We start from the raw sequence: 15,576 nt of genomic DNA, 5'->3' as shown, positions 1-15,576 counted from the left end.
AACCTTCTCTTATAATATACAAAAGCCCTTGGAAAACTCCAAGGGCTTTAATTAGTTCACTGAACTATTTTATTTTTTAAGGTTGTAGAATGATTTCAATCCACGGTATTCAGCTACTTCACCAAGTTGATCTTCGATGCGAAGCAATTGGTTGTATTTAGCGATACGGTCAGTACGTGAAAGTGAACCAGTCTTGATTTGTCCTGCGTTTGTTGCAACTGCGATGTCAGCGATTGTTGAATCTTCAGTTTCACCTGAACGGTGTGATACAACAGCAGTGTAACCAGCTTCTTTCGCCATTTCGATAGCGTCGAATGTTTCAGTAAGAGTACCGATTTGGTTAACTTTGATAAGGATTGAGTTAGCAGCACCTTCTGCGATACCTTTTTCAAGGTATGAAGTGTTTGTTACGAAGAAGTCGTCACCAACCAATTGAACTTTACCACCAAGACGTTCAGTAAGAGCTTTCCAACCGTCCCAGTCGTTTTCGTCCATACCATCTTCGATAGTGATGATTGGGTATTTGTTTACCAATTCTTCAAGGTAGTCGATTTGTTCTGCAGCAGTACGTACAGCAGCTCCTTCACCTTCGAATTTAGTGTAGTCGTATACTTGACGTTCTTTATCGTAGAATTCTGATGAAGCACAGTCAAATCCGATAAATACGTCTTTACCTGGAACATAACCAGCAGCTTCGATAGCAGCAAGGATAGTTTCAACACCATCTTCAGTTCCTTCGAAACGAGGAGCAAATCCACCTTCGTCACCTACAGCTGTTTCAAGACCACGAGATTTAAGGATTTTCTTAAGAGCGTGGAAGATTTCAGCACCCCAACGAAGAGCTTCTTTGAATGTAGGTGCACCAGCAGGTACGATCATGAATTCTTGGAAAGCGATTGGAGCATCTGAGTGAGAACCACCATTGATGATGTTCATCATTGGAGTTGGAAGAACTTTAGTGTTGAATCCACCAAGGTAGCTGTAAAGTGGGATTTCAAGGTAGTCAGCAGCAGCACGAGCTACAGCGATAGACACACCAAGGATTGCGTTTGCACCCAATTTACCTTTATTAGGAGTACCGTCAAGAGCGATCATAGCACGGTCGATAGCTTGTTGGTCACGTACATCGTAGCCGATAATAGCTTCAGCAATGATGTTATTTACGTTGTCAACAGCTTTTTGTGTACCAAGACCACCGTAACGAGATTTGTCACCGTCGCGAAGTTCAACTGCTTCGTGTTCACCAGTAGAAGCTCCTGATGGAACCATACCACGTCCGAAAGCACCTGATTCAGTGTAAACTTCTACTTCAAGTGTTGGGTTACCGCGTGAGTCTAGGACTTCGCGAGCGTAAACATCAGTAATAATTGACATTTTTTACTCTCCTTTGAGTTAAATTATTTTACACCTCTATGATACATCAAAAAGATACCTTTTTCAAGAAAAAACGTTATCTTTGTGCAAATTTTCCTTAAGTTCATTAAGTAATCGCTTTCTTTTCCGCCTTATCTATAGACTTTTATGATATACTATATTTATGACTGATGTATCAAAAAAAATATTAGAAAAAGCCAATGGTGGACTTAAGTTAAATCCAGACGAACAAAGACGTTTTCTTGGTACCTTTGAAGAACGTGTTCTTGGCTACGCTGAACTCGCTACTGCGAATGATGACAAATTTCAAAAGGCATTTTTAACAATACTAGAGACCCTAAAGAAAGAAACTGAACCTCTATTTGTCAAAATTTCTCCTCAAGTTGAATTTGACAAACAAGTCTTTTATCTAAAACATGCCAAAGATGACAATTGCCAAGCAACTATCGTTTCTGAAGATCATAACTCTTCTCCTTTCGGCATGGTCATACACAGTGATAGTCCTGTTCAAACCCAAGAAAAAGACCTTAAAAAGGCCTTTTCTGACTTATGGCAAGAGAAAGAGACGAAAGCTCCTACTTCTTTTTGGAAAAAATGGTTTTGTTAACTCTATCTCAAAGACATGATCCGAGCAATACTTGCAGCTGTATTTTCTAAATAAACAGCTGCTTTTTTTAAACTATCTGCTAACGGTTCACTTTTTTCAAGTATGGAAAAAGCTGCGACTATATTCTCAAATGGTAAAGGTGGTAAATCCTCTGATAAACTACCACAAATAGCAAGAACTGGAACACCCCTAGGTGTTCTTTTTGCTACTCCAATTGGCGCCTTTCCAGCTAGACTTTGCGAGTCCAGTCTACCTTCGCCAACAATCACTAGGTCAGCATTTACAACTTTTTGATCGAAGTTTATCAAATCCAAACAAGTTTGAATACCAGATACAATCTCTGCTTCAGCGAAGGCACACAAGCCAGCTGCAATACCACCACCAGCTCCTGCACCATCTAATTTTAATATTTCAGGTCCAATTTTACTATAGAAGTCTTTAATAGCAGCATCAACTTCTTGAAATTTAGATGGATCCAATCCCTTTTGTTTTCCAAATGTGAAGGTAGCACCATGAGGTCCACAAAGCGGATTGGTCACATCTGCAAGTATTTTTATATGTACGTCAGAAGGAATTTGAAGCACACCCTCCTTCGAAATTTTCCTGATATCAAATAGAGATTGACCATTTGCTTGAAGTACAATTCCGTTTTTGTCATAAAACTGATAACCAAGTCCTGAAGCAATGCCAATTCCACCATCATTACTAGCCGTACCACCGACACCAACGTAGATATCTTTAATCCCTTGGTATATCAAATGGAGAATCAGTTGACCAATTCCCTTTGTTTGAATCTCTAGAGGATTACGTTTTTCAAAAGGAATTTTAGCAAGACCTATTAAATCTGCAACTTCAAATAGAGCTAGTTTCTCTTTTTGAAAGTAGGACATCAAAACCTCATCACCAAAAGGTCCAGTTACCTGGACTGTTTTTTCTTTCAAACCTAGAGAACTTTTAATGGCGTCTACTGTTCCTTCACCTCCATCACCAACAGGTAAAAGTAGACATTCAGCATCTGGTATCACCCTTTTAAATCCTCTTTTTATAGCTTCTGCTACTTCGTTTGCAGGAAGACTCTCCTTGAAGGAGTCAGGCGCAATAACAACTTTCATTTTGATTCCTCTTTCTATCTAAAGGAAGTCTATCATTTCCAAAACTTTCCCAAAATCTCTCTCATCTACCTGAAGTTTTATTTCCTTTTTCACAATATCCTTGGCACAAAAGGCTATACCAAGTCCTGCACTTTTAAGCATTTTTAAGTCATTAGCTCCATCACCGATAGCTATTGTCCTCTCGAAAGGTACCTCTAACTCTTTAGCCCAACTGAGCAATGTTTTTTCTTTAACTTCTCTGCTTATAATAGGGCCAATAAGATTTCCAGTTGAATGACCATCTCTGATTTCTAGCTGATTTGCAGTATATAATGAAATTCCTAAATCTTTTGCTAATCTATCCACGATAGTGGTAAATCCACCTGATACTAAACCGACTTCTATCTGATTTTCTTGAAGAACTTTTATAAACTGGGTAGCGTTTTTACTAAGGTGAAGTTCATGATAAATCTTATCAAAAACATTGATAGAGAGACCTTTAAGAAGGGAAACACGTTTTTTTAAACTTGCTTCGAAGTCTAATTCCCCTCTCATAGCTTGAGCTGTTAGCAAGGCTACTTCTTCTTCGCACTCTGCCTCTTTCCCTAATAAATCAATCACTTCTTCTTCTATCAAAGTTCCATCAACATCTAGGACACAGAGTCCTCTAGCTTTATTCATTTATTCCCCATACTTCCATCATCTCAAAAAATCGTATGAAAACTTCATACGATTTTAACTATTTAGTTTGCTAAACTGTGATACAAATCAAGGTAAGACTGACAAGCTGTATCCCAAGAAAAGTCACATTCCATAGCTTGAACTTGAAGATTTTTCCAAACATCTGGATGATTATAGTAAACATCCAAGGCAGTTTGTAGAGCCCAGTTAAGCCAATATGGAGTTAAGTTATCAAAACTAAATCCAGTGCCAGTTCCTTCAATCGGATTAAACGGTTGGACAGTATCTCTCAACCCGCCTACCTCATGAACAAGTGGTAATGTTCCATAACGCATAGCCATCATTTGAGAAAGTCCACAAGGTTCAAAACGACTTGGCATGAGGAAAATATCACAGGCTGCATAAATTTCTTGTGCTAGCTTGACATCAAAGGTAATATTTGCAGAAAGTTTATCTGGGAATACTTGACCAAACCATGAGAACGCTTGTTCAAAACCAGGATCACCTGTACCCAAGAGAACAATTTGAACATCTTCTTGAAGCATGCGATGCAAACCTTCAACAACGACATCAAAACCTTTTTGTCTTGTCAAACGCGACACAATACCAATCATTGGAACATTGGGACGAACTGGAAGACCAACTTTTTCTTGAAGTTTAGCTTTATTCTGAGCTTTTCCTGACAGATCAGATTTATTAAAATGGTAATCCAATAAAGGATCCGTCTCTGGATTGTAAAGATCTGTATCAATTCCATTTACAATACCAGAAACCTTACCAGACTCCATTCGAAGAATTTGATCCAAACCACATCCAAACTCTGTTGTCATGATTTCATAAGCATAGCTTGGCGATACAGTAGATACACGATCTGCATAGAGGATACAAGCCTTCATCCAGTTAAGGCAATCATTCCAACGAACTGTACCATCCGCATAACGCTCAAAACCAACTCGGAACAAATCCCAAAGCATACCTTCAGAGAATTGTCCTTGGAATTCCAAATTATGTATAGTTAAGACAGTCTTAATGTTTTGGTAGGCCTGTATCCATCTGTATTTTTCCTTCAATAAGAAAGGGATCATAGCTGTATGGTAGTCATGAGCATGGAGGACATCAGGGATAAATCCGATTCGCTCCATAGCTTCTAGAGCCGCAAGTTGGAAGAAGGCAAAACGTTCACCATCATCAAAATCCCCATACACATGACCACGGAAGAAATAATACTGGTTGTCAATAAAGTAGAATGTAACACCATTTAAAACTGTCTTCTTAATGCCACAAAATTGTCTACGCCAACCAACGTATACTTCAAATTGAAGAACATCTTCAATTTGATCACCAAACTTGGCTTCCACCATGTCATAGTATGGCAAGATAACAGCAACTTCATGACCAGCTTTAACTAATGATTTTGGAAGAGCCCCGATAACATCTCCCAAGCCACCTGTTTTAGAGAAAGGGGCTCCTTCGGCTGCTACAAATAAAATTTTCATGAAAGAATGTCCTCTGTTACTTTTTCACCTTTTTTGATGACAACAGGATTTTCTGCTGTACCACGAATAACAACTCCATCAGCTACTTCAGCACCCTTATCAATAATTGCATACTCAACTTGAGCGCCTTCACCAATGATAACACGAGGGAAAACAATAGATTCTTTAACTAAGCTATCTTTATGAATTTGAACATTACGAGAAATAACTGAACGAACAACTTTACCTTCGACAATACTACCAGAAGCAAACTGCGAAGTATTTACTTCACAACCAGGTGCATAATAAGTTGGTTCTTCGTTTTTCACCTTTGTATGAATCTTTTGATTTGGAGAGAACAAAGAGTAGAATTTATGCTGATCAAGCATATCAATATTCGCTTGGTAGTAAGTTTCTACAGAATGAATATTTGCCAAATAGCCAGTATACTCGTAGGCAAAAGCACCTTCTTTAGCTGCCAAATCACGAAGAACATAGCGAAGTTTTTCTGGATGTTCTTTCTGAGCTTCTTCTTCAAGACGTTCAATCAACCATGGGGTATCAACGACAAAGATATCGGTAGACATGTTGTAAAGATTTTGGTCTAATTTTTTATCAAAGAGCTTGTGAGAAAGTACATGGTCAGTTTCATCGATATCAAGGATTGCATTTACTTCTGAAATATCCTGCTTAGGTAGTTTCTTATAAACAACTGTGATAGGAGATTTGGTAGTATTGTGCAAATGGAAAACCTGAGCAAGATCAATATTTACCAAAACATCGCAGTTCAAGGAAACAGTTTGGTTAGATCCAGAACGTTTTAAATAAGTCAAGAGTTGTTGATAATACTCTTTACCGACTGTGCTACTTTCTACACGTGTATTGTAAATACCTAAATAGTAGTGACTAAGTAGTGTATTCAAGCCCCACTCGCGACCTGAACGAATGTGGTCGAAAACTGAGCTGATATTATCTTGTTGGAAGATTCCAAAGACACTACGAACACCAGCATTTGCTAAACTTGAGAGTGGGAAGTCAATCAAGCGATACTTTCCTCCGAATGGCAAACTCGCCACAGGACGATTACTCGTCAAGGTTGACATATCATGAAAACCAACAGTGTTTCCTAAAATCGCTGAATATTTATCAATCTTCATCTGTTGCTACCCCCACTACTTCGTTATATCCGACTACTTCAACTTCTTCAGTTCCATCAATTTCTACACCATCAGCAATGATAGCACCTTCACCAATAATGGCACGTTTAATCTTAGCACCTTTTCCGACTACTGCTCCACTCATGATGACAGAATCAACAACTTCTGCTCCTTCACGAACTTGTGCTGCTGTAGATAAAATGGAGTGCTTCACAGTACCATTTACATAACATCCATCTACTACAAGAGAATCTTCTACATGAGCATGTTCTCCAATAAAGTTTGGTGGAGAGATAAGGTTACGAGAATAGATTTTCCATTGACGATTACGACTATCTAGAGCGTTGTCTGGAGAAATATATTCCATATTTGCTTCCCAAAGCGATTCGATAGTGCCGACATCCTTCCAGTATCCACTGAATTCATAGGCATAAACACTTTCTCCAGACTCTAGGTAGTTAGGAATAACATTCTTACCAAAGTCTGACATGTCAATATTATTCTTTTCAGCTGCAACGAGCATATTGCGCAGACGTTTCCAATCGAAAATATAAATCCCCATTGATGCCTTAGTTGATTTTGGTTGGGCAGGTTTTTCTTCGAATTCAACAATACGATTATTAGCATCTGTATTCATGATACCGAAACGACTAGCTTCTTTTAATGGTACATCCAAGACAGCTACAGTCAAGCTGGCATTGTTATCCTTGTGTGATTGGAGCATATCATCATAGTCCATCTTGTAGATATGGTCTCCTGAAAGAATCAAAACATACTCAGGATTAATGCTATCGATATAATCGATATTTTGGTAAATCGCGTGACTTGTACCTTCAAACCAACGATTTCCTTCACTTGCAGAGTAAGGTTGAAGGATTGAAACACCTGAATCAATTACATCTAGACCCCAGCTTGAACCATTCCCGATGTGATTGTTAAGAGCAAGAGGTTGATACTGTGTGATAACCCCAACATTGTGGATTCCAGAGTTGGCACAGTTAGAAAGAGCAAAGTCAATGATACGGTAGCGCCCACCAAATTGCACAGCTGGTTTTGCAATGCTTTGGGTGAGTTTACCAAGACGAGTTCCTTGCCCACCGGCAAGGATTAAAGCTAGCATTTCATTCTTCATTTTCTACTCCTTTTTGAGATTTATTCGATTCATTTTTTGTAGGTTTCAAGCGACGTTTGATTTTCCAAATACTTGCACCCATAGCTGGCAAAGTAAAGGTCAATGTCTGCTCATAATCCTTCCATAACCCTTCTTGAGTTTGAACAGTTTGGTTGTGTTCTTTCCAAACTCCACCCCATTGTTCCAACTCTGTATTCCAAATTTCTTCGTAAATACCTGCAACTGGTAATCCAATTGTAAAATCAGGACGTTCAACCGGTGCCATGTTGAAGACACAGACTAGCATCTCGCCTTTTTTACCCTTACGAATAAAGGAAAGAACACTTTGATCTCTATTATCAGCATCGATGATTTCAATTCCATCATAACTTGTATCAATTTCCCAAAGACAACGATGGTCTTTATAAAGTTGATTCAGTTGAGATGTGAAGTATTTCATCTTAGCATTCATTGGATCTTCAAGGTTTGACCACTCTAATTGCTCTTCTGATTTCCACTCTAAGAATTGACCGAATTCGCTACCCATAAAGAGTAATTTCTTACCAGGGTGACAAATTTGATAAGTATAAAGGTTTCTCAGGCCTGCAAATTGATTGTAACGATCCCCCCACATCTTATGCATCATACTCTTCTTACCATGAACCACCTCATCATGTGAAAATGGTAGGAGATAATTTTCATTAAAGACATACATAAAACTGAAGGTTACAAGGTTAAAATCATACTTGCGGTAAATTGGATCTTCTTCGTAGAAACGGAGAATGTCATTCATCCAGCCCATGTTCCACTTGTAGTCAAATCCAAGACCACCAATCTCTTTCGGACCTGTAATTTTAGTAGCTGAGGAGCTCTCTTCTGCAATCATCATGACATCAGGGTGAGCTAGCTTAATAACAGTATTTAAACGCTGAAGGAAATAGTAGCCTTCGTAGTTAAGATTTCCACCGTCTTTATTTGGTGTCCAAGGTGCATTATCATAATCAAGATAAAGGATATTACTTACAGCATCTACACGAATACCATCTAAATGATAAAAATCAATCCAGAACTTAATGCTAGAAATTAGGAAAGATTGTACTTCGTTTTTCCCTAAGTCGAAGTTTAATGCTCCCCAACCATAGTTATGAGCTTTGTTATGGTCTTGATATTCAAAAGTTGGTGTTCCGTCATAATAAGCTAGAGCATCATCATTGATTGTAAAGTGACCAGGAACCCAGTCCACAATAACTCCGATATTGTTTAAATGACACTCTTCAACAAAGTCTTGAAACTCTTCAGGTCTTCCGTAAGAATGTTCTAAACCAAAATACCCCATCAGTTGATAGCCCCAGCTCAAACCAAGCGGATGCGCCATCAAAGGCATAAACTCAATATGAGTGTAGTTCATCTCAACTAAGTAAGGAATCAACTCTTCTTTTAATTGAGCAAAACTGTATGGAGTTCCGTCTGGATTTCTCTTCCAAGAGCCTGCATGAGCCTCATAGATATTAACTGGTCTTTCAAAAAATCCCAAACGTTTTCTACGAGCTAACCAAAGTCCATCCTTCCATTTCTTTTCTGGGATTTCTGTTAAAACAGCCCCTGTTCCTGGACGTGCTTCATACCGAACAGCTAAAGGATCAATCTTCATAAGCTGATGACCGTTAGACCGTGTGATATGATATTTATAAATCTGACCCTCTTGGGCTAAAGTTGTAAAAACTTCCCAAACTCCAGATTCATTTCGAACCATAGGGATTTGATTTTCAACCCAATTAGTGAAATCACCAACTAGATGAACAGCTTGCGCATTTGGAGCCCAAACACGGAATGTGTAACCCCATTCCCCGTCTTTCTCCTCACGATGTGCGCCCAAATAGTGCTGAAGATGGAAATTTTCGCCTGTTGTAAAAGTTCTTAAAGCTTCTAATGTATCCATAAATCCCCCTTTATATTGTAAGCGTTTTCTATATTTCTATTATACTATCTTTTAAGAGAAGTTTCAAGTAAATTACTATATTTTAAAAATTATTTTGAAAATCTGAAAATAATTTTCTGATGTGTCCCAGGAAAATAGTTTTAATTTTCTGTTTTATCTTCGTTTCTTTTCATTTCCTTACATTTTTATATAATAGTAACAAAATATTCGGGTTTAAGCAATTTTTAGCCTGATATTTTTTAAAAATATATTCAAACTCAGTAAATATAGAGTTTATGATATTCAACTTAGATTGAAATTATTCAGAAAGCAAGGATTTTCCCCTAAAAAATAGAGCAGATCTTCCAATCTGCTCTGTCTTTATTTACTATTCTTTACGATTTATCTGCATTTCCCTGAAAAATAAATTTCTCTGGATATTTTTTGATAAAACTTAGTTCATTCTCATTTCCATCATAATCATAAACAAAATCATCTGCTTCATCCAACTTCTGATAAAAAGCATCACCATGCTCTTCTTCCATCTGTGCTAGCATCTCCGATCTCTCTTCTCTAACAAAGGAGATAGCTCCACCAAAGTATGCAAGAAGATTTTTGAAATTAACAGCATGCTCCGTCATTCCAAATAGTTCCAACCCCTTTAAAGTATCTTCCCAGACAATCCCTGTCGAATTATCGAAAAATTGATAGTGGCCTCCATTGTTTACTTCGATAAAATACCAGATAATCGCCAGAAGGTATCTTTGTTCTAAAGTAAAGATTTTTGCAGAATCGAGATAGTCTTCATAGGTGTTATAGATGTTAACAGTTTCGTATACTGGTTTAATAATATCCCATGAGTCTCTTGCCTTTTGAACGTCTTCTACCGTAATATTCTTGTATAATTTCTTATTCTGCGCAATTGTCATTTCTTGATTAGTTTCATTAACATCTTCAAAATAGTATTTTTCTAGCAAGGGATAATCTGCTGGCTTAGCTTCAAGAACTTCCCTTAGAGAACCTACTTTAACCAACTCAATACACCATTCAATGACTGGATTTGTTGAGGAATCAGCATTTTTGATAGCATTTTCTAATAAAGCTAGAGCCTGATTAGCTTCAGTTTCAAAGTCATTCTTCGGGTCACTAGATAAACGCCAATGGGTAAAACCATTTCTATAATACCAAATAGCATCCCTATCTTCTTCAGAGACTATCTCTAAAACTGTTTTTGCCTCTTCAAATTGACTCCAATTATTACAAACTTTGGCTAGTTCACTAAGTACTTGACCACTTAAATTTTCTAAACCAAGCTCTGAGATGATTTCCTTTATCTTTTCGAATTGGTAGGTATGCTTAATGTCTTTGAGACACTGAAGTTTCTCCTCTTCATTTAAGGTGATAAATTTTTCCAGAGTAATTGTATTGATATCCATAAGTATCTCCCACTAAAAGTAATGAACTTTTCTAATTTTAATTCAATTAATAATGAAACTTCTGCTTTTTTCTATCTGTCCGGTACTTGAAAATGAACTACTTTTTCTGAAAATTTTAGTTTTATTTTCGACTTCAAAGAAGACTTTCTAGAAGTATAGGCCGGGATCAAAAATCCCGACCTCGTATTTTTAGTAGAAATGAGCCTTTGAAACATTTTTGTTCATTCATTGGACTCTACAAAATAGCTTTGCCCTACATTTCATTGACTCCGTCTTCAATCTAAGACTTAGGATAAAACATTCATAACTGCAACACTCACATTATCAAGAGTGTTTTCTTGGTTTGAACGACTATTAGTGATTCGCATTTCAAGATTTCCCGCATTTTCATAATAGTGGGATTCTCCCTTAGCATTAAAGACCACTAAATAATGCTCGTCATCTTCTTGAATTTCATAGACAATCCAGCCACTATTTTCAATAGCTGTGTGAACAAAGACGTGACGGTATACTTCCTCGTATGTAGGGTATGAAAAGGCACTACTCTTTGTTTTAAGACCTATAATCTGACGAATAAATTCAATACTATCCTGACGCTCATTGATTAAGTCCCAGTCCACCTGGTTAACAGCGTCTGGAGCATTGTAACTGTTCATGGCACGTTCGCGATCATCATGAGTCAACTCACCGTTTTCACCTGTAGGAACCAGTTTGGTACGTCCAAACTCTTGACCAAGTTCCATAAAGGAGATACCTTGCATGAGTAGATTCATTGCAGTTGCTGTTTCTACCTTTTTCATGATACTTGCTTGGTCTTCTGTTGGATGAAGTGTCGCTAATAAATCATGCAAGTTATAGTTATCATGGGCTTCTACATAGTTGACAACCTGGTTAGGGCTTAAATAAGAGCCCAGTTCACGACTACCAAGAATAGCTTTGGCAACAATTGGTTCAGTTGCAGCACCACTTACGAAGCCTGATTTGATATCACCATAAACTTCAGCACCCTTAACTGCATTACGTTGATCATCATTGAAAAATCCAATATTAGGCAACTGATAGGCATTGTCTTTCTTAGCCTTATCGTAAGGTGCTAGACCAGTACCCATATCCCAACCTTCTCCATAAAGGATGATTTTAGGATCAACTTCATCCATAGCCCAACGGATCATCTGCATGGTTTTAATGTCATGGATTCCCATCAAGTCAAAGCGGAAACCATCAATATTAAACTCATTCACCCAATAGAGAAGTGAATCAATCATGTACTTACGGAACATTTCGTGTTCACTAGCAGTTTCGTTTCCTACACCTGTACCATTTTGATAACTTCCATCACGGTTCATTCGGTAATAATAATCTGGTACTGTTGTTTGGAATGGAGCATCAACAGTTGAAAACGTATGGTTGTACACCACATCCATAATAACGCCAATTCCAGCATCATGATAAGCTTGAATCATCGTCTTCAAATCGCGGATGACTTGCCCTGGATCATTTGGATTCGTAGACATGCTGGTTTCTGGTGCATTGTAATTTTGTGGATCGTAACCCCAGTTGTAGGTCACATTACCATCTGCATCATACTCTTTGTGACGATCAGCAATTGGCTGTAGTTGAACATAATTCACACCAAGTTCCTTGATGTAGTCAAATGCCGTAGACTGTCCATATTGATTGATCGTTCCAGTTTGAGCAGCCCCCAAGAATGTTCCTCTTAACTCTGGAGCGACACCAGAAGTTTCAGATTTTGTCAAGTCACGTACGTGCATTTCGTAAACAACCGCTTGGCACGGATTTTCCAATCGCCAAGTTGCTTCCGCCCCGTTCTTAACTTCAAATCCATCAACTTGACGTTCTTCTTCTGAAAGGATTGCTGAACGTTTCCCATTTGGACTTGTCGCAATTGTGTATGGATCGCGGGTCAATGATTGATGATGTGGAAAATCAATCTGATATTGATAGGCACGACCTGCAAGACTTTCAGGAATTGTCAAATTCCAAACGCCAATTGTATTATCCTTGTGACTATAGGAATAACTATTCCCACGTTTCATTTCATAAGTTTTTAGGATAGGAGCGTCATTGCTTGCGGATTCATAGACTACAACTTGTACAGTTGTTGCTGTTGGCGACCAAAGTTTAAAGCTTGTTTCTTCTTCGGAAACCTGGCATCCCAACTCTCCTTGGTAACCCCAGTGGTGATCAAAACTTGCACTATTGATTGCTTTATCAAAAGCAAATGGATTTTGGTCTTTATAGTGTGGACTTGCAATGGCTGGATTTTCAGAATAATAAACCGTATCATCGCCATCCAAAATCCATACTTCTGTCAATAGTGGATAATAATTAAATCGGATAGGGTATTCTTTGGTAACTCCATCTTTTTCAACCATAAAAACCATTTGTGAAAGAGCACTTTCACTTGATTGAGTAAATGAAAACTTCTCTCCAAAATATTCTTCCTCTTTAACAAATTCTACTGAATCAGCTGACCCCTTACTAAAGTTGCAATTCTGATACGCTCCATCCTTACGATGATAATGAATAAGTACAGGATAATTGTACATAGTTCTCCCTAATTTCTAATTGTTAAATTTTAAAAAATAATTTCTTGTTTATATTTTCGAGTTGGAGCAAGAAATCTAAGATAGTCATTCTTTAGTGTGTAATGATTATAAACTCTCCAACCAAGCTTCATCTCGAATCTCAATTCCAAGTTCTTGTGCTTTTTGGAGTTTGCTTCCTGCATCGGCTCCTGCTACCACAAGGTCAGTCTTCTTCGATACGCTACCCGTTACCTTGGCACCAAGATTTTCTAGCTTACTTTTGGCTTCCGAGCGAGTAAGACGTTCAAGTTTCCCTGTCAATACAACAGTTAGACCTGATAAGGCAGCATCTGCTGCAACGACCTGGCCTTTATAGTCTAGATTAACACCTAATTCTTTCAATTCACTTAAAAGAATTTTTGCACCCTCAGTCTCAAAATAAGATTGGAGACTTTGAGCAATAACACTTCCCAAACTTTCGATGCTTGCTACTTCTTCAGGATTTGCTTGTGCAAGTGATTCGATTGAATGGAAATGTTGTAAGAGTAACTGACTTGCCTTGCTTCCAACATGACGAATCCCTAAACCAAACAAAAGTTTTTCAGCAGAATTTTCTTTAGAAGCTTGAATAGCCTGGTAAAGTTTTTGAGCTGATTTCTCCTTGATGCCATCTAGCAAGAGAAAATCTTCCACAGTTAAGCGATAAATATCTGCAACATCTTTAACTAAATTGGTGGCAAATAATTTTTCTACGATTGATGGACCAAGGCCAGAGATATTCATGGCATCACGGGATGCGAAGTGAATTAGACCTTCCTTGATTTGAGCTGGACAACGTGGGTTTATACAACGAAGAGCCACCTCATCTTCAAAGTGTAATAGCTTGCTCTCACAACTTGGACAGTTTGTTGGAATATCTAGTTTCTCCTCAGAAACTCGCTTAGACTCAACCACTCGTAAAACAGCTGGAATAATATCGCCTGCCTTGTAGACAATGACTGTATCATCCTTGCGGATATCCTTTTCAGCGATATAGTCTACATTATGCAGGGTTGCACGACTAACTGTTGTACCTGCCAATTGCACCGGAGTAAGATTAGCAGTCGGAGTTACAACTCCCGTACGACCAACTGTCCAGTCAACAGAAAGCAATTTTGCTTCTTTTTCTTCTGCTGGGAATTTATATGCTACTGCCCACTTAGGTGCTTTAACTGTAAAACCAAGTTGCTCTTGACCAGCTAGATCATTGACCTTAATCACGACACCGTCGATATCATAAGGCAATTGGTCTCTTTCTTGACCTACTTCTTGGATAAATTCCCAAACTTCGTCCATGCTATGGGCTAATAGTCGTCTAGGGTTAACCACAAAGCCCAACTGTTCCAGATGATTTAAAACCTTCTCTTGGCTGTCTCTAGTTGAAGGACTTGCTTCCTGATAGAGGAAAGTTGCAAGATTACGCTTAGCTACTACTCCTGTGTCTAACTGGCGAAGGGTTCCTGCAGCTGCATTTCGTGGATTAGCAAACTCCGGCTCCCCGTTTTCTTGACGAGCAAGATTGACTTGATTGAAAGAAGCTCTTGGCATATAACATTCACCACGAACTGTTATATCTATTTTTTCAGATAATGATAAAGGAATGTCCTTGACACGTTTGAGATTTTCTGTGATATTCTCACCGACTGAACCATCACCACGAGTAGCTCCAGCAACAAAAATTCCTTGCTCATAAGTCAAGGAAATCGATAAACCATCAATTTTCAACTCACAGATATAAGTAACATCATCCAATTCTTTACGAACACGCGCATCAAAGGCATCAAGCTCTTCACGAGAAAAAGCATCCTGCAAACTATAGAGAGGATACTGATGACTATATTTTTCAAAACCATCTAGAATCTTACCGCCAACACGGTGGGTTGGACTATCTGGCAAGACTTGCTCTGGATGAGCTTTTTCCAACTCTACCAATTCACGATAAAGACGGTCATACTCACTATCAGATACAGATGGATTGTCACTTGTATAATACTCTGTCGCATAGCGATTGAGCAACTCAACGAGCTCTTTCATTCTTTCATTCATAGAACCATTTTACCATAAAAAGGGCCATAGAAACAATACTCAAGCTCTAAAAAAGAAAATGAGAAGGGCTTTTCTATCCCTTCTCACTAATT

11 protein-coding genes are annotated in these 15,576 nt (G+C 38.3%); 1 reads left to right on the top strand and 10 read right to left on the bottom strand.

Annotated features, from left to right (window positions below; genetic code table 11):
• Positions 1 to 69 precede the first annotated feature (69 nt).
• Complete coding sequence (gene eno, locus NMM19_RS03180) at positions 70 to 1,374, bottom strand: surface-displayed alpha-enolase (RefSeq protein ID WP_006151137.1); 1,305 nt, start codon at positions 1,372 to 1,374, stop codon at positions 70 to 72.
• A 163-nt stretch (positions 1,375 to 1,537) separates the two neighbouring features.
• Here eno and NMM19_RS03175 point away from each other — a divergent pair, with 163 nt between their 5' ends.
• On the top strand, positions 1,538 to 1,981 hold the full coding sequence (locus NMM19_RS03175) for a DUF1694 domain-containing protein (RefSeq protein WP_254729945.1): 444 nt from the start codon (positions 1,538 to 1,540) through the stop codon (positions 1,979 to 1,981).
• A 2-nt stretch (positions 1,982 to 1,983) separates the two neighbouring features.
• On the opposite strand, the gene NMM19_RS03170 is transcribed toward NMM19_RS03175, so the two are convergent.
• The 9 genes from NMM19_RS03170 to ligA all read right to left on the bottom strand — a co-directional run bounded on the left by NMM19_RS03170 (position 1,984) and on the right by ligA (position 15,484).
• Complete coding sequence (locus tag NMM19_RS03170; protein ID WP_254729943.1) at positions 1,984 to 3,093, bottom strand: glycerate kinase; 1,110 nt, start codon at positions 3,091 to 3,093, stop codon at positions 1,984 to 1,986.
• A gap of 18 nt (positions 3,094 to 3,111) precedes the next feature.
• Positions 3,112 to 3,753, bottom strand: a complete 642-nt coding sequence (gene serB, locus NMM19_RS03165) for a phosphoserine phosphatase SerB (protein WP_254729941.1) — start codon at positions 3,751 to 3,753, stop codon at positions 3,112 to 3,114.
• A gap of 62 nt (positions 3,754 to 3,815) precedes the next feature.
• A complete protein-coding gene (gene glgA / locus NMM19_RS03160; protein WP_254729939.1) occupies positions 3,816 to 5,249 on the bottom strand; it encodes a glycogen synthase GlgA in 1,434 nt (477 codons plus the stop codon).
• Positions 5,246 to 6,385, bottom strand: a complete 1,140-nt coding sequence (gene glgD, locus NMM19_RS03155) for a glucose-1-phosphate adenylyltransferase subunit GlgD (protein WP_254729937.1) — start codon at positions 6,383 to 6,385, stop codon at positions 5,246 to 5,248. Before glgD ends, glgA begins: the two co-directional genes overlap by 4 nt.
• Positions 6,375 to 7,517 carry a glucose-1-phosphate adenylyltransferase gene (locus NMM19_RS03150; RefSeq protein WP_214261847.1) on the bottom strand — a complete coding sequence of 381 codons (1,143 nt, stop codon included), beginning with the start codon at positions 7,515 to 7,517 and terminating at the stop codon, positions 6,375 to 6,377. The genes glgD and NMM19_RS03150 overlap by 11 nt, the downstream gene beginning before the upstream one ends.
• Positions 7,507 to 9,435 (bottom strand): 1,4-alpha-glucan branching protein GlgB, encoded by a 1,929-nt coding sequence (gene glgB / locus NMM19_RS03145; protein ID WP_254729935.1) that lies wholly within the window; start codon positions 9,433 to 9,435, stop codon positions 7,507 to 7,509. Before glgB ends, NMM19_RS03150 begins: the two co-directional genes overlap by 11 nt.
• Before the next feature lie 374 nt (positions 9,436 to 9,809).
• Positions 9,810 to 10,850, bottom strand: coding sequence for a DMP19 family protein (locus NMM19_RS03140; protein ID WP_254729933.1), 1,041 nt, complete (start codon positions 10,848 to 10,850; stop codon positions 9,810 to 9,812).
• Between the two features lie 287 nt (positions 10,851 to 11,137).
• On the bottom strand, positions 11,138 to 13,420 hold the full coding sequence (gene pulA / locus NMM19_RS03135; protein WP_254729931.1) for a type I pullulanase: 2,283 nt from the start codon (positions 13,418 to 13,420) through the stop codon (positions 11,138 to 11,140).
• 105 nt (positions 13,421 to 13,525) lie between these two features.
• Positions 13,526 to 15,484 (bottom strand): NAD-dependent DNA ligase LigA, encoded by a 1,959-nt coding sequence (gene ligA / locus NMM19_RS03130; protein WP_254729929.1) that lies wholly within the window; start codon positions 15,482 to 15,484, stop codon positions 13,526 to 13,528.
• Positions 15,485 to 15,576 lie beyond the last annotated feature (92 nt).

It is taken from the genome of Streptococcus sp. CF8_St5-17 (assembly GCF_024295665.1).
In the GTDB taxonomy this organism is placed as follows: domain Bacteria; phylum Bacillota; class Bacilli; order Lactobacillales; family Streptococcaceae; genus Streptococcus.
Note: the sequence above shows the minus strand (reverse complement) of the source record. Positions and strands in the feature narration are given on the sequence as shown.